The organism is Thermosporothrix sp. COM3 (assembly GCF_059696735.1).
This window is the reverse complement of the sequence record NZ_AP019376.1, coordinates 4,781,212-4,797,245: the sequence shown is the minus strand read 5'-3', so window position 1 is coordinate 4,797,245 and position 16,034 is coordinate 4,781,212. Positions and strand designations below refer to the sequence as shown.

Sequence of the window (16,034 nt, the reverse complement as noted above, 5' to 3'; positions counted from 1 at the left end):
AGGACCACGAACACCTCATCATCAAGAGAGCACAGATTACACACAAGCGCAGAAGAGTACGAGGTGGATGCCCAGGTGCCAAACGCCGATGAAGGACGCGGAGACCGGCGAAACGTTCAGGGGGAGCTGCATCCAAGCGATGAGCCCTGAGAATCCGAATGGGGCAACCCATCCAGAGTGATGTCTGGATACCCCTTGCTGAACCCATAGGCAAGGTGGAGGGCAGTGGGTGAACTGAAACATCTCAGTAACCCGACGAAAAGAAATCAACCGAGATTCCCGTAGTAGTGGCGAGCGAACCGGGAAGAGCCCAAACCATTCGTTCTTCGGAACGGGTGGGGTTGTAGGACCTGCACTCCCTTGCACAATCGCTACTCGAACAGGCTGGAACGCCTGACCAGAGCGGGTGAGAGTCCCGTAGAGAACGGCGGCTGTACAAGCGCAGGGATCCTGAGTACCACGAGGCACGTGAAACCTTGTGGGAAGCTGGGGGGACCACTCTCCAAGGCTAAACACGTTTGGCAACCGATAGTGAACCAGTACCGTGAGGGAAAGGTGAAAAGCACCCCGAGAGGGGGATGAAAGAGACCCTGAAACCACGTACTCACAAGCTGTCAGAGGTCACTGTCCTCAAGGAGGACCAAGGACTGATGGCGTGCCTTTTGTAGAATGATCCGGCGAGTGGTTCGTTGTCGCAGGTTAACCTTCGGTAAAGAAGGGGAGCCAGAGGGAAACCGAGTCTGAAGAGGGCGCAGCGTGTGGCAAGGAACCGACCCGAAACCGTGTGAGCTACCCATGAGCAGAGTGAAGCGAATGTGAAAGTTCGTCGAGGCTCGCACCCACCAGTGTTGCAAAACTGGGGGAGGACTTGTGGGTAGGGGTGAAATGCCAATCGAACACGGAGATAGCTGGTTCTCCCCGAAATGCATTGAGGTGCAGCCACAGGCAAGAACCCTCGTGGAGGTAGAGCACTGAATGGGCTAGGGGCCAAGTGCTGGTTACCAAACCCAATCAAACTCCGAATGCCACGAGTGCGTCCCTGTGAGTGAGACGGCGGGGGCTAAGCTTCGTCGTCAAAAGGGAAACAGCCCGGACCACCAGCTAAGGTCTCTAAAAGATGCTCAGTGTGAAAGGGAGTCAGTGCGCAATAACAGCCAGGATGTTGGCTTAGAAGCAGCCATCATTGAAAGAGTGCGTAATAGCTCACTGGTCGAGTGAACTGGCACCGACAACGTACCGAGGCTCAAGCATCTTACCGAAGCTGTGGATTGGTCTCATATGAGATCAATGGTAGGGGAGCGTTCTTGACCAGAGAAGCCAGACCGTGAGGACTGGTGGAGGGAAAAGAAGTGAGAATGCCGGAATGAGTAGCGTTATATCTGTGAGAACCAGATACACCGAATGCCTGAGGGTTCCTGGGCAACGTCAATCGTCCCAGGGTTAGTCGGGACCTAAGCCGAGGGCGTTAAGCCGTAGGCGATGGAGAGCAGGTAGGACAGTCCTGCACCAGAGCAGATCGTTTGAGTGAAGGGGGGACGCGGTCAGGAAGGTGAGCCCGTCGAATGGACAGGACGGGTGCCCTGTCTGAAGCGCGTGGACGAGGAAAATCCCGGCCACAGTGAGCGTGACAGCAGGGCCGAGCGCCCGAAGAGGGTGCGGAAGTCATCGGCCCCCATGCCGCCAAGAAAAGCCTCTAGCGAGATCATGCTCTGCCCGTACCGCAAACCGACACAGGTAGGCAGGGAGACGTCTCTCCAGGTGATCGAGGGAGCCTCTGCTAAGGAACTCGGCAAAATGACCCCGTACCTTTGGAAGAAGGGGGGCCTGAGTAGCTTTCGTGCTGAGAAGCACGGGGGTGAGCAGGCTGCAAGAAATGGGCCCAACCGACTGTTTACCAAAAACACAGGTCTCTGCGAACGCGAAAGCGGAAGTATAGGGGCTGACTCCTGCCCAGTGCCGGAAGGTTACGAGGAGTGGTGAGCGTAGCCATGAATCTAAGCCCCGGTGAACGGCGGCCGTAACTATAACGGTCCTAAGGTAGCGAAATTCCTTGTCGGGTAAGTTCCGACCCGCACGAAAGGAGCAACGAGTTGGGCACTGTCTCGGCAGAGGACTCGGCGAAATTGAAGTACCCGTGAAGATGCGGGTTTCCCACGACAGGACAAAAAGACCCCGTGGAGCTTTACTACACCTTGGCCTGGAAACGAGGCAGGACGTGCGTAGGATAGGTGGGAGCCGGAGAACCCTTCCTTGTGGGGGAGGGGGAGGCAACAGTGAAATACCACTCTCGTTGTGTTTTGTTTCTCACGCGTGAGCCATAAGCTGGCATGCGGACAGGGTCAGGCGGGTAGTTTGACTGGGGCGGTCGCCTCCCAAAGGGTAACGGAGGCGTCCAAAGGTTCCCTCAGGGTGGATGGACATCACCCGAAGAGAGTGCAAAGGCAGAAGGGAGCTTGACTGCGAGGCAGACAGGCCGAGCAGGGACGAAAGTCGGGCTTAGTGATCCCACATTCCCGAGTGGAAGGAGTGTGGCTTAACGGATAAAAGCTACCCCGGGGATAACAGGCTGATCCTGCCCAAGAGTTCACATCGACGGCAGGGTTTGGCACCTCGATGTCGGCTCGTCGCATCCTGGGGCTGGAGTAGGTCCCAAGGGTTGGGCTGTTCGCCCATGAAAGCGGCACGCGAGCTGGGTTCAGAACGTCGCGAGACAGTTCGGTCTCTATCCGTCGTGGGCGCAGGAAGATTGAGGGGAGTCATCTTCAGTACGAGAGGACCGAGATGGCTTGACCGCTGGTGCGTCAGTTGGCCTGCCCGGGCCAGAGCTGAGTAGCTACGTCAAGAAAGGATAAGCGCTGAAAGCATCTAAGCGCGAAGCCGACCCCAAGAAGAGTCTTCCCGCTCTCTCTGAGAGGGGGGAGCCAAGACCCCAGAAAGAAGATCTGGTAGATAGACCGTGCGTGGACGTCTGGTAACAGGCGAAGCGGAACGGGACTAATGGTCGAACGGCTTGTTGAATCGTTGCCTCGCAGGTGAGGGGAAGTGGTACAGAGGAAGGTGCCCGAGCGGGTGCAGCATCGATGACAGTTCGGCAAAATTGAATGATCGCTCTTGAGAGACTGCTTTCTACTCTTCAGTTGTGAACAATAGCATTATGTGATACAAAAAGACTCGCGATTATGTGATAATGTATACGCGAGTCTTTTTGTATTTCGTACAGTCTATTGTGCAGGAGCCTGTAATGCTCATTGATTTTCATACGCATATTTTCCCCCCGCACATCTGTGCCGAGCGCTCACGATATTGCGAACGTGACCCCTGGTTCAACGAACTCTATGCCAATCCGAAGGCCCGAATGGCAACAGCAGAAGACTTGATTGCGGAAATGGATGCTTCCGGCGTCGATGTCTCTATTACTTTCTCCTTTGGATGGACTGATCCCGGCTTGATTGAAGAATGTAACAGTTATGTCCTTGATGCCATGCGACGTTATCCCGGGCGGCTTCTGGGTATGGCAGTTCTGCAACCCACGGCAGGAGCGCGGGCGCTCAGGGAGCTGGAGCGTTGTGCGCAAGCTGGCATGATCGGTCTTGGAGAACTGATGCCGCATGGACAGGGCTATCGGCTCAGCGATATCGCGTTACTTACCCCCTTGATGGATATTGTGCGACATTTTCAGATGATTGTTCTCTCTCATTGTAGCGAACCAGTAGGGCATCTCTATCCTGGCAAAGGTAACGTCTCTGTAGAGGATATTATTACTTTTCTCACCGCGTTTCCAGATATTCCTTTTGTCGCGGCGCACTGGGGTGGGGGATTACCATTTTATACTTTAATGCCAGAAATCCAGAGGGTAGCGGCCAATGTATGGTATGATACGGCTGCAACTATCTATCTGTATCGTTCAGACATCTTTCCGGCAGCCGTACACATGGTGGGCGCAGATCGCATTCTGTTTGCCAGTGATTACGGTCTGTTGCACCAGAAACGAGTAATCAAACATATTGCCCAATCTGGTCTGGACGAGGACGACATTGCTGCGATTCTGGGCGGCAATGCCCGTACACTTTTACGGCTATAGGGATTTGAAATATGCGTGTTATTTCATTGGCAAGCGGCAGTAGTGGAAACGCTCTTCTGGTTGAGGCTGGACCCCGAGGAAGAACAAAGCTTCTGGTAGATGTTGGCATTTCAATGCGCACACTGATAGGACGGCTCCTCAAGATTGGCGTCGCTCCCGAACAGCTATGCGGCATTCTCGTTACCCATGAGCATAGCGATCATGTCGCCGGGTTGCCATCGTTTATCCGGCGCTATAGTGTTCCAGTGTATGTTGATCCGCGTACATATGAGCACATTGATAAGCGAGCTACATACAGCGCCCGGGATATTAATCCGGAAGAGGCAACGGTTATTCCAGAAATCATTGCGCTTAAAGTGGGCACAACTCGAATGATAGGAGATATCGAAGTTACATCATTCCCGGTATCACACGATGCAGTTGCACCCTGTGGTTTTCTGCTGCATGCCGGTGGCTGTCGCGTTTGCGTCATCACAGATAGTGGCGAAGTTACATCAGATATGCTCTCAATGATGGGTCAGGCTGATTTGCTGGTTCTGGAAGCAAACCACGATCGTGAGCGCCTGCTTCGGGGTCCCTATCCGCGCAGGCTGAAAGCGCGCATCCTCAGCTCGACCGGGCATCTCTCGAATATGCAGGCTGCGGAGGCTGTGCTGAAGACCTGGCGTAGTGATGGCCTGCGCTGGCTCTGGCTTGCGCATCTGAGCAAAACAAATAACACCCCTGCGCTGGCCCTGGAAAGCATACGAGACAGTATCCAGGAGGCAGGGGCGAATCCGACAAACCTGCATATTTCGGTCTCTCCGCCGGGTATGGGCGGTGTCTGGGACTCAACACAACTCTGGTCGGCTCGCTCCCTCTGGGAGATGTCCTTTTAGCTCCTTAAAAGGTCAGGATGTCCTGTAACATGGCCTGGCGGGTGCGCTCGACGCCGGGCTGTGCTTTGAGTGACTCAAAGAAACCGATGGCCTGTTCAAAGTGGTAGCGCGAACGTGCCAGATAGGCACTACGGCGGTTTGTTTTTTCCTCCTTTGCGGCAAGCCGCTTGTACAGGACTCCCAGGGCATAGAGTGTATTGGCCTGTTCCCATGGCAGATCAAGGACTTCGCATCGATGCAGGGCCTCGCGCAGATCATTTTCGGCCAGCTTCCAGCGTTTCTGCTCCATATACATTCGGCCGCGGGCACGTATCGCTATCGCCATGCTCTTTCGTGAGCCGGATGACTCTGCAACCTGAAGCGCGCGTTCACAGATTCTTTCCTGTTCAGCGAATGGTGCTTGCGTGGTGACCAGTAGATCAGCCAGGGTGGAAAGCACTTCGGGTGAAGGGAGTGGCTCGCTGTTCTGAAGCTTGGCCCGATAGTCCTCGGTTGCCTTCTGCCAATCCCCTTGCGCAAGGTGGATTGCATGCAGCCGGACAAGGTGTTGCTGTATATCTTCGCCCAGTTGCTGCGCCTCCTGATCGATCAGGCGTCTACACTGACGATAATACTGTTCCCCTTCCTCAAGCTGGCCACGGCGAAAAGCAATGGTTGCCAGGGTTTCCAGTGCCCAGAACCGCCGCTTCTCATCTTTATGCTGATATTGCTCTAGCAATTGTAGAATTTCTTCCGCCACCTGCTGCGCTTCATCCCAGCGATTCCATTGGCGCCAGACCCGCATGCGCCCGCTCATGCTGGCCAGAAGTGAAGATGGGCTCTCCATTGTTTGAGCGTTGTTCCATGCGCGACCGAACCACATCAGCGCCGTCGGATAGTCATCAAGCTGTTCATTGATAAAGCCAAGCGAGTAATAGAGATCATAGAGTTCCTCACGATCGGTTAGCTTGCTCTCAAGTTTCTGACGGCGCATTTGAAGCTCATAGGCTTCCTTATACTTATGGTACTGAATGTTGATGAAGCTGAGGGAGTCCAGCGTTAACGAGAGTGCCTGAGGATCATTGAGCCGTTCAGCCATTTGCAATGCTTCGTGACCGCTGGTGAGTGCCTGTTCAGCCAGACTTGCCTTCTGGGCATATGAGGCGCTTTCAAGCTGGCGAATATACCAGAAGGCCAGATAGGTATGAAATGCCACTCGTTCCGGGCTGAGCTTCGTATCCTGTCCCAGGAGTTCAATACCAGCATCGATGTATGCCTTGACTTCTGAAGGGGTAGGCGGCTTCCGGAACGTGTTGCTCCACCGCGTTCCCAGTTCGGCCAGATCCTCATAGATTTCCAGCAGTAGCGTATTGTTTTTCTCTTCCTGGCTGAGCGCAAGCTGTTCGGCTTTCCGATAGTCCTGCCATGCCTGATCGGTGTCTCCACGCTGCGAATAGGCATCACCAAGCTTGATATGCAGCTTGATCTGGAGATGGGTGTCTTTGATCTGCTCTTCTGTAAGCAGATCAAAGGCGTCGTGATAGGCTTGAAGCGCTCGAAGAGTATAGTAGCTGTGCAGCGCTTGATCGCCTGCAATGATTAGATACTTGATTGCCCGACGCCGAAGCTCAGGACGCGAGATACGCGTTTCCGTTCCCTGTTGTTGCTCAAGCGAGAGATTCAGCGACCAGTTCGCAAGTGCCTGCTGATAATGATAGGCCAGTAACTCAGCGTAGAGCGCAGGGGTGTCTTTGACCTGTGCTTCCAGCCAGAGGGCCAGTAAAGCATGTTCCCGAGAGCGTCGAGCACGAGGAATATTATTATAGACCACATCGCGGATCAATACGTGCTTGAAAGTAAAGAAGCGGTCATCCTTGATCGGGTTCCTGCTTGGACGCTCTGTTTCAAGGATAAAATCGCGCTCAGTCAGTGAGTCAAGCGCTTCGAGTATAGCGTTGATACTGATCTCAGGAGCAAGTTCACGCAATGCCGCAAGCCAGAATGTACGCCCGATAACAGCCGCATGCTGAAGAACAAGCTTCTCAATCGGGTTCAACAGGTCCACACGCGCTACCAGCACCCCCTGAATGGTATCCGGGATATGCGGGAGTGGTAGGACATAGTGTGTTGAGATCAGGGCATCCTCGGGCTGCTCTCCGAGTGTTGGAAGCTCGCCAAGCAGTGGATCATGGATATTCCCGATATGCCAGCTTTCGGTGTTTTGCTGTCCATTTTGCTCATGAATAAGAATGTGCTGATCGATCAGCATGCGAATGATCTCCTCGACGAAGAAGGGATTCCCCTCAGCTCGAGAAAGAATGGATGTACGCAGAACTTCGGGCAGTTCCCGATTATTTAAATGCGCGTCTATCAGCTCGTTGGTCTCGTCCTTTGAGAGCGACTCAAGCTCGATCGTGGTGAAATTGCGCCGTCCACCACCCCAATCGGGGCGCCGCTCGAATAGATCCGGACGCGCTGGACAGAGAAAGAGAATGGGAACATCGGTAATGCGATCTGTCAGATATTCAAGCAATTCAAGCAGAGCTTCATCGGCCCATTGCAGGTCATCAACCACAATAATCAGGGGTTGCAGCTCCGCCAGGGCTTCAAGAAATGTGCGCCATGCCCGAGAAAGAGTGCTCTGTACCCCGCTTTGTTTCGTGCTATGAACGCTCGAAAGCTCACTCTTGCTCTTCTCTCTGCTCGATACTGTTTGGAGGTGTTCTCGGCCCCGGCCAAGACTACGAAAGATTGTATCAACAATCTCCTCGGTTGGCTCCTTACGGTAGGTGCGTGTGAAGATATCCTGCACAAAGTCGCAAAAACGAGCCTTCAGCGATTGAATATCCTCGTTCTCTTTGGCTTTAAGCAGGCCGCGCATGATTTCGATAAGGGGCCGATAGGTAATTTCTTCTCCGTAGGGAGGGCAGCGCCCTTCAAGGACCAGTGGAGAAATCGGTAAGCCCTGAGAAGAGGCGGTCTTCACTTTTTCCTGTTCGCGGGCAATAAACTCGCGGACCAGCCGGGATTTGCCAATGCCGGGCGACCCAAGAATCGTGATGAGATGCGGATGTCGCTCGGCCAGGACGCGGGCATAGTTTGCATGGAGCAGGGTCAGTTCCAGGGCCCGCCCGACCATCCGCACCTGCTTGCCCGGGATGCCGCGTGGATGTTGGGTGATCTCAAGCGCGGCTTGATCTATGACTCCTTCAACGGCATAGGCATTGATCGGTTCGGGTTTCCCTTTCAGATGCAGTGGCGCGATAGGACGAAATCGAAAGACGTCGCGTGTTGTGAGATAGGTTCTTTCTCCTACCAGAATCGTATCTGGAGCGGCGGCAGTCTGTAGCCGGGATGCAACGTTGACCGCATCACCCGTTACCAGAAAATCCTGTCTCTGATGAGTGGTAGTGCTCGGAATAGCCACCTCTCCGGTATTGATGCCGATACGAATTTGCAGGCTTCTGGCGTTTGGATCAAGGGCTAGCCGTTGTTCATTGAAGTGTTGGAGTGCATCCTGAATGTCAAGCGCGGTCCGAATGGCACGGTCTGGATCGTCTTCATGCGCGATAGGAGCGCCGAAAATGACCATCACGGCATCTCCAATATATTTTTCAATCGTGCCCTCATGTTTGCGCACCTGTTCGGCGATCAGGTTGAAGTATCCGGTTAAAATGGCGCGTAGCTCTTCAGGGTCAAGCCGATCACCTAGCCGGGTTGAATCGATAATATCGGCAAACATGATTGTCACCACACGCCGCTCTTCTGGTGGTAGGAGAAGGGCCTGTGGTTCCGTTCTGGTGGTGCTTGTGATGATGGGCATTGGCGCTGTGGTAGCGCCTGTCGCTGCCGGCGCCGCGGCAATTGGCTGGAGTCTGGTGCCACATTCCATACAGAATTTCGCATAGGGAAGATTGGCGGTACCGCAATTCGGACAGATTAAGAGTCGATTGCCGCACTCAAGACAAAATTTCGCCTGCGCCGGGTTCAAGGTCTGACAATTGGGACAACGCATCTATAAGAACCTGTCTTTTACTGGTGGATTGCTGACTATACGTTTGCATTATTGTACAACACCGAACGGATGCCTGTTAATATTGCTCTGCTTCTCTGTGCTTCTTGCCTCTCTCGCTCGAAAAATGAGCGGAGTGGCCGTTCATAGAAATGAAGCCGATTCTTCGTCACTGCTGTGTTTGAAATAAAGGATGATGATGAGTATGTTGATGAGAAGTAGTTCACTTTTTTTGTTGGGCTCGAACGGCAGGAGAAAAGGTGGGAGAAATTACCTTTTGTGCTTGACGATTTTCTCCTGATTACGTACTATGGGGCAACGGAAGGAGAAAATCATGCGACAAGACTTTTTGGTAGAGTGTCGTAGTTATGAAAAGGTGATACGTGGTTCATGGCGAGGAAGCAGAGTGGATGCTGATGCTCTGCTTGGCGATGAACAGTTGAATGAGCATGCGCAGGATCTGGTACGTGTATGGGTTCCCGCTGGTACGCCGATGAACTGGGCAACCGGGACCCGTCCCTTACGCTATCATAGTCTGCAATTCTTCTGGCCCGAACGCTGGTATATGCTGAGTGCTTTCTATGATGGACTTGCATTAATCCATACATATGCGACTATTATCCAGCCTGCCACCATTGGTCTTGAGCGCCTTTCTTATACCGATCTGGATTTGAGTATGCTGGTGAAGCCTGATTTCTCCTATGAGGTACTGACTCAGGCGGAGTTTGAGCAGGCCGCCGAGATGCTACACTATGACGAGGAAACACGCATCGGTGCTCTGATGGCCCTTGATGTGTTGACGCAAGCAGTACATCGGCGCTCTAGCGTGTTTACACTGGTTCCACATCTGTTACAGGATATTCCCTCGCAACCCTTGCGTTGTGGGCATTAGTGATAGGTAGGTGCCGTACATGGCAAAGCCAAAGCGGATCGATCATGTTGCGATTATTGTGCGGGACATTGAGCAGGCGCTATGCTTTTATCGTGATACACTGGGCATCGAACCGAGCGAGGTCAAAGAAGTACCGAGTGAGCAGGTTCGGATCGCTTTTCTGCCTCTAGGGGGACCTGCTGGCAGCGAAATTGAGCTGATAGAGCCGACTGCCGAGAATGCCAGCCTGAACAGGTTCCTTGAGAAGAGAGGCGAAGGACTGCATCATATCTGTCTGGAAGTTGAGAATATCGAGGCAGCCCTTACCGAAATGAAGGATCAAGGCGTGCCAGTCCTGGATGAACAGCCCCGTATCGCGGCCGAGGGGCGGGCTATCTTTATTCATCCAAAGGGCGCGAACGGCGTCTTGCTGGAATTACTGGAAAAAGCGTAACGAAAAGGGGAGTATTACTCCCCTTTCCTCTGTTCTTTGCGCTTTGAGTTTGGACTAGAGCGGAATATTACCGTGTTTCTTTGGCGGGTTGGTATCCCGTTTATTCTTGAGCATTTCCAGCGCATTGATGAGCTTAATACGGGTGTTGTGTGGCTCAATAACCTCATCTACGTAGCCCCGGGCGGCTGCTATATATGGGTTTGAATACTTTGCCATGTATTCTTCAACCAGCTCTTTGCGGCGCTGATCTGGATCGGCTGCCTTTTCGATTTCATCCTTGAAGAGAACATTGACCGCAGGTTCAGCCCCCATCACGGCGATTTCGGCGGTCGGCCAGGCGTAATTGATATCTCCACGTACATGCTTACTGCTCATCACGTCATACGCGCCGCCATAGGCTTTGCGCGTAATCACGGTGATTTTGGGAACGGTTGCCTCACAGTAGGCATACAACAGCTTTGCCCCATGCCGGATAATGCCGCCATGCTCCTGAGCGATCCCAGGCAGGAATCCCGGGACATCGACAAAGGTCACAATCGGGATATTAAAGCAGTCACAGAAGCGGACAAAGCGTGCCGCCTTATCGGATGCATTGATATCCAGGACACCAGCGAGAGAGCGTGGCTGTTGCGCCACGATACCGACGGAGCGTCCATTCAGGCGGGCAAAGCCGATGAGGATATTCTGAGCGAAATGTTCCTGGACCTCGAAGAACTCGCCGTCATCAACAATATGTCGAATGATCGTTTTCATATCATAGGGCTTGTTGGGATTGTCGGGAATGATCGAATCAAGCGCCTCTTCCACGCGAGTCGGAGAGTCGTTCGGCGTGATTCGTGGCGGATCTTCCATGTTGTTCAGTGGAAGATAGCTGAGTAATTGCCGAATCATCCGAATACATTCGGGCTCACTCGGGCAGGCGAAGTGTGAAACACCACTGGTCGAGCTATGGACGCGCGCTCCACCCAGTTGCTCAAAGGTAACATCCTCATGCGTCACGGTTTTGACAACATTTGGCCCGGTCACAAACATATAGCTGGTGTTTTCGACCATAAAGATAAAGTCTGTGATGGCAGGTGAGTAGACGGCTCCTCCGGCACAGGGTCCCATGATCGCCGAAATCTGGGGAATAACACCGGATGCCAGCGTATTGCGCAGAAAGATATCAGCGTAGCCGCCGAGGCTGACCACACCTTCCTGAATTCGAGCGCCACCTGAGTCATTCAAACCGATGACTGGAGCCCCGTTCTTCATTGCCAGATCCAGCACCTTACAGATCTTCTCTGCATGTGCCTCTGCGAGGGAGCCGCCGTAGACGGTGAAGTCCTGCGAGAAGACGTAGACAAGGCGTCCATCAACTTGACCATAGCCCGTTACAACGCCATCGCCATAGATGGTCTGACCATCAAAGCTGGTACGGTTGGTGACAAACATATCAAGTTCATTGAATGTACCAGGGTCCAGGAGCAGATCAATGCGTTCGCGGGCTGTTAGCTTGCCTTTCTTATGCTGTGCATCAATGCGTTTCTGACCACCACCGAGTTTTGACTGTGCTTTGAGCTCTTGCAGCTCTGACAGCTTCTCAGCGGTGCTCTTAATATGGGTTGTATCCTGGGCACTACGTTCACTTGTGGTCATTGTGAGGAATCTCCATTGATTGCTTGTACTCTGAGTTCTTTTGTAGAAATAGGCTACGCACCCACTATACCACATCGCGTTCTTTCACGCTCGCTACCCTGAACAGTTCAGTTTCTGGTGATAAAAGCGCCTGAGCGGAAGCGCTCTCCTGTTACCCTTCTCCTGAAAGGAACGTGTTTGAGAGTAGAATCAAGAACCTGTTTTGAGGATGGAACAGGCAGTTTTAGCGGTGACTCATTTGCGTTTATGTGGCGCGTGGTCCCGGGGCTGAGAGCCATACAGAATGGGAAACCTTCTTCTCGTTTGAGAATGAGTGTTGGAGTAGCCCCGGAGGCCGCTGAAAAAGAACCTGTTTCTTGCTATCAGAGAAGGAGACTTTTTATGGGGAAAGAGAAAGAACATGATGAGCTGGAAGGGGTAGAGTCCATATCCCCTGAGCAGGCCAGAAAAGAAATGAAACAAGCTGCTGAGCGCGTCCGAAAAGAAGGGCAGGGAGCAAAATCCTCTCAGGGTGAAGAGGATGAGCTTGCTGATGTTGAGAAGATTTCTCCTGAGCAGGCAAAAGAAGAAATGCGTGAAGCAGTGCGTAAGCTCAAAAAGGAGAAGCAATAAGAGACCCTTCTGATAGATCCCATTATGTAGAGCGGGAAGAGTGAAGGTTCCCGCTCTTTTTTCTGCTCTCCGGCAGGACTACTCTCCGGAACAGGCTTCATGGGCAAGCTGTGAGAGCTGTTGTGCCTGTGCAAAATGTTCTTGTACAGCTTCAAGCGGTAGGAGACCCAGGCCACAGGTCGCGGTAAATATGGTGTGTCTGAGGCTCGGGATGATATGCTGACCTGGTTGTTGGGTCAGGAGCCAGCGCATAAAAAGTGTCGAGATATCCAGCTTGTGCGGTGTCGTGACTGTTGGAAGCAGCCCATAGGCTACGATTCCCCCGCCTCGTATAAACTCCTGTGTGCTAAGATCGGCTGCAAAGGTTTCCAGATCGCGATAGGCGTCAAACGAGATCAGATCAGCGTGAAGCCGTGTCAGCAGGGCATAATCAACAAGCTGAGCACAGCAATGGACTCCCGCCAGCGCTCCGGTTGCATGTATACGCTCAAGAAGCCACTGAAGCAGAGGCAGATGGGATGCGCCCAGGGCCAGACACGGTTCGTCTACAACCAGGAGCGTTGGACGCTGATACCGTTGCAGACGACGAATCTGCCAGAGAGCCAGCCGCGCCAGGTAGCGTGTAAGCAATCCGGCAGCCTCCGGGTCGGCAATGAGCGGTGTTTCACCGTCGAAAAGGCAACTGGCGAGCGTGAGGGGGCCGACCATCTGTCCTTTTACCGCTTTGGCCCGGGGAAAGAGCCCGGCAAACCATCCCGTCTCAAATGCAAAGAAGCCGCTGGCATTTTGTTCTGTGAGGGTTGCTGGACCACCTGCCAGAAAGCGCAGCAAGGCAGTTCGCTTCCCTGCTTTGATACGATAGCCGTACGTTCCGTCGCGCGGCTCGATCAGAGAAAGCGCCTCTCCTACTGCCTGTTCAAGCTGCATCTCCTGAGATGAGCGTTGCGGCAATTGCGGCCAGAAAGGAAGCTCCGGACTGTATTCGGCCACGAACTGAACTGCCGCCCGGGAGTCGGTAAGGGGCAGGCTCCCGACTCCCGTAACCGCGCCATTCGGGAAGAACGGTTGTTGGTTCACCCCTGTTTCTCTTTCTGCTGTGAGGTGTGCCGGAAGCGCCGGGCTGCCTCTACCATTCGGGTCAGGGATGGGCGCACCTCTTCCCAGCGGCGCGTTTTGAGGCCGCAGTCTGGATTCACCCAGAGCTGGTGGGCAGGTAAGACCTGTAAGATTGCTTGAAGTGTTTCGTCAAGCTCTTTTTGCTCTGGCACACGAGGTGAGTGAATGTCATAGATGCCGGGTCCAATGTCATTCAGGTAGCGACAGGTAGCAAATGCGTTGAGTAACTCAAGCTGAGAGCGTGAGGCTTCAATGGAGAGAACATCAACATCCATGCTGGCAATGGCATCCAGAATATCATTGAACTCGGAATAGCACATGTGGCTATGAATCTGCGTCTCGTCTTTGACGCCGGTCGAGGCCAGCCGGAAGCTATGAATTGCCCATTCAAAGTAGCGCTCGCGTTCCTCTACCCGTAGTGGCGTTCCCTCGCGTAGCGCTGGCTCATCGATTTGAATGATTTGAATACCCGCCTCCTCAAGCGCCTGTACCTCGTCTCGAATCGCGAGGGCAAGCTGATAGCAGGTTTCAGCGCGAGGCTGATCGTCGCGCACAAACGACCACTGTAGCATAGTGACCGGGCCGGTCAGAATGGCTTTCAGTGGTTTCTCCGTCAGCGCCTGAGCATAAGTGATCCAGCGAACAGTAATGGGGCTGGTATGTACCACATCGCCATAAATGATCGGGGGACGGACACACCGTGAACCGTAGCTCTGTACCCAGGCGTTGGCGGTAATCAGGATCCCTTGCAGGTGTTCTCCAAAATACTCGACCATATCGGTGCGCTCAAACTCGCCATGAACCAGGACATCTATCCCGATATCCTCCTGAAACCGGATCGTTTCCTCGATCTGATGGCGCAGGAATGTCTCATAATCCTGTGTGTTGAGCTTGCCCTTTTTATGCGCCTGCCGTGCCGCGCGTACTTCGCTGGTCTGTGGAAAAGAGCCGATAGTAGTTGTTGGCAACAGAGGAAGCTGGAGCCGTTCCTGCTGTTTGGCTTTGCGCACCGCGAATGGAGATGTGCGCTGGGCCGATTGTTGCAGTGCGGTGGCAACCCTGCGGGCAACGGCTGGATTGGAGACACGAGAAGACGCGCGACGCTGTTGGATGGCTTCTCGACTGGTTGCGAGCTCTGTTTCAACGGCGGGGCGTCCCTCGTTCAGGGCTCGGGTAAGCACAACCAGCTCTTCCACCTTTTGCCGGGCGAAGGCCAACCAGGGGCGAATCTCTGCATCTATATCGGGCTCCTGTTCCAGATCCATCGGCACATGCAGCAGCGAACAGGAGGGAGCAAGCATGACCCTATCTGATCCAAGCGCCTGTACAGCCCGCTCGGCGTATTGCAGAGCGCGATCAAGGTCGGTGCGCCAGATATTGCGTCCATCGACCAGCCCGAGTGAGAGCGAGAGTGTTGAGGGAATATCTGTGAGGGCCTGCTGCAATTGCTCAGGGGCGCGGACCAGATCAAGATGCAGCGCAGCTACCGGGAGGTTAAGCGCGGTTTGAAGATTCTCGTGCAGGGGACCAAAGTAGGTGGCCAGAAGGATGCGCGGGCTGGCTTTGCTCAAACGGGTATAGATAGCATGGTACAGCTTTCTTATCTCATCATCAAGGCGAAGGACAAGACATGGCTCATCAAGCTGAACCCACTCTACACCTGCTGCGGCTAACTGCTGAAGTAGCTCTTCATAGACCGGTAGTAGCCGTTCCAGCAATGAGGGGAGATGAAGTGTTCCTGTATGTGATTTGCTCAGGAGCAAAAAGGTAAGCGGGCCGGGTAATACCGGGCGGGCGTAAATGCCGAGGGCCTTCGCTTCCAGAAACTCATCAAGCGGCTTGGTTGAGGAGAGTGAGAAGCGCTGATCCGGGGTTAATTCGGGCACGATGTAGTGATAATTGGTATCAAACCACTTGGTCATCTCCATTGCTGGAAGCGCTGTGTCCCCGGCTGTTACGGCTTTTGTGCCGCGTGCCATCATAAAATAGGTGGAGAGGTCAACCATCGTGCCGGACCAGGCATAGCGTTCGGGAATAGCCCCGACCAGCGCGATTGTATCAAGGATATGATCGTAGAGGGAGAAATCATTTGCGGGAACATGATTCAGACCGAGTGTATGCTGAAGCTGCCAGTGCTGTTTGCGTAGTTCGGTCGCTCTGGATTGTAGCTCTGTCGCAGTGATTTTCCCGGACCAGAAGGCTTCCAGCGCCTTTTTTAACTGGCGTTGGGCCCCGATGCGAGGGTAACCGAGGTTTGTTGCGAGTACCATTGGATTGTGTCCTCTCTTGTCCTGAAGAATAACAATCCCTTCCAGCGTGAAGACAGAGAGCAAGAAAAAAGCCTGATCCGGCGGGGGAACAGGCGCAAGATCAAAGAACTTGCAGAGCGTGAT

9 protein-coding genes and 1 rRNA gene are annotated in these 16,034 nt (G+C 53.6%); 6 read left to right on the top strand and 4 right to left on the bottom strand.

The features are described 5' to 3' along the window. Positions 1-40 precede the first annotated feature (40 nt). From KTH_RS20315 to KTH_RS20305, 3 genes are all read left to right on the top strand, one after another. Positions 41-3,018 (top strand): 23S ribosomal RNA (locus KTH_RS20315). A gap of 223 nt (positions 3,019-3,241) precedes the next feature. Further along, positions 3,242-4,081 carry an amidohydrolase family protein gene (locus KTH_RS20310; RefSeq protein ID WP_497620761.1) on the top strand — a complete coding sequence of 280 codons (840 nt, stop codon included), beginning with the start codon at positions 3,242-3,244 and terminating at the stop codon, positions 4,079-4,081. Between the two features lie 11 nt (positions 4,082-4,092). Continuing rightward, positions 4,093-4,959, top strand: coding sequence for an MBL fold metallo-hydrolase (locus tag KTH_RS20305; protein WP_497620759.1), 867 nt, complete (start codon positions 4,093-4,095; stop codon positions 4,957-4,959). 4 nt (positions 4,960-4,963) lie between these two features. Here KTH_RS20305 and KTH_RS20300 read toward each other — a convergent pair whose 3' ends face one another. Further along, positions 4,964-8,953, bottom strand: a complete 3,990-nt coding sequence (locus KTH_RS20300) for an adenylate/guanylate cyclase domain-containing protein (protein ID WP_497620757.1) — start codon at positions 8,951-8,953, stop codon at positions 4,964-4,966. 331 nt (positions 8,954-9,284) lie between these two features. Between KTH_RS20300 and KTH_RS20295 the strand changes: the two genes are divergently transcribed. Next, positions 9,285-9,842 carry a DUF402 domain-containing protein gene (locus KTH_RS20295; protein WP_497620755.1) on the top strand — a complete coding sequence of 186 codons (558 nt, stop codon included), beginning with the start codon at positions 9,285-9,287 and terminating at the stop codon, positions 9,840-9,842. A gap of 19 nt (positions 9,843-9,861) precedes the next feature. Then, a complete protein-coding gene (mce, locus tag KTH_RS20290) occupies positions 9,862-10,275 on the top strand; it encodes a methylmalonyl-CoA epimerase (RefSeq protein WP_497620753.1) in 414 nt (137 codons plus the stop codon). A gap of 54 nt (positions 10,276-10,329) precedes the next feature. On the opposite strand, the gene KTH_RS20285 is transcribed toward mce, so the two are convergent. Then, on the bottom strand, positions 10,330-11,913 hold the full coding sequence (locus KTH_RS20285) for an acyl-CoA carboxylase subunit beta (RefSeq protein ID WP_111319475.1): 1,584 nt from the start codon (positions 11,911-11,913) through the stop codon (positions 10,330-10,332). A 381-nt stretch (positions 11,914-12,294) separates the two neighbouring features. On the opposite strand from KTH_RS20285, the gene KTH_RS20280 reads away from it, so the two are divergent. After that, positions 12,295-12,525, top strand: a complete 231-nt coding sequence (locus tag KTH_RS20280) for a hypothetical protein (protein WP_111319473.1) — start codon at positions 12,295-12,297, stop codon at positions 12,523-12,525. 78 nt (positions 12,526-12,603) lie between these two features. Here KTH_RS20280 and KTH_RS20275 read toward each other — a convergent pair whose 3' ends face one another. Both KTH_RS20275 and metE read right to left on the bottom strand, forming a co-directional pair. Continuing rightward, the gene (locus KTH_RS20275) at positions 12,604-13,602 is read right to left on the bottom strand and encodes a uroporphyrinogen decarboxylase/cobalamine-independent methonine synthase family protein (protein WP_497620749.1); all 999 of its coding nucleotides are present in this window, start codon (positions 13,600-13,602) and stop codon (positions 12,604-12,606) included. Next, entirely contained in the window at positions 13,599-15,911 is a 2,313-nt protein-coding gene (metE, locus tag KTH_RS20270; protein ID WP_497620747.1) for a 5-methyltetrahydropteroyltriglutamate--homocysteine S-methyltransferase, read from the bottom strand. The genes KTH_RS20275 and metE overlap by 4 nt, the downstream gene beginning before the upstream one ends. Between the last annotated feature and the right edge of the window lie 123 nt (positions 15,912-16,034).

Bases quoted from the DNA above. Each gene is read 5' to 3' on its own strand.
- KTH_RS20310 (WP_497620761.1), top strand. From the start codon at position 3,242: ATGCTCATTGATTTTCATACGCATATTTTCCCCCCGCACATCTGTGCC.
- KTH_RS20305 (WP_497620759.1), top strand. From the start codon at position 4,093: ATGCGTGTTATTTCATTGGCAAGCGGCAGTAGTGGAAACGCTCTTCTG.
- KTH_RS20300 (WP_497620757.1), bottom strand. From the start codon at position 8,953: ATGCGTTGTCCCAATTGTCAGACCTTGAACCCGGCGCAGGCGAAATTT.
- KTH_RS20295 (WP_497620755.1), top strand. From the start codon at position 9,285: ATGCGACAAGACTTTTTGGTAGAGTGTCGTAGTTATGAAAAGGTGATA.
- mce (WP_497620753.1), top strand. From the start codon at position 9,862: ATGGCAAAGCCAAAGCGGATCGATCATGTTGCGATTATTGTGCGGGAC.
- KTH_RS20285 (WP_111319475.1), bottom strand. From the start codon at position 11,913: ATGACCACAAGTGAACGTAGTGCCCAGGATACAACCCATATTAAGAGC.
- KTH_RS20280 (WP_111319473.1), top strand. From the start codon at position 12,295: ATGGGGAAAGAGAAAGAACATGATGAGCTGGAAGGGGTAGAGTCCATA.
- metE (WP_497620747.1), bottom strand. From the start codon at position 15,911: ATGGTACTCGCAACAAACCTCGGTTACCCTCGCATCGGGGCCCAACGC.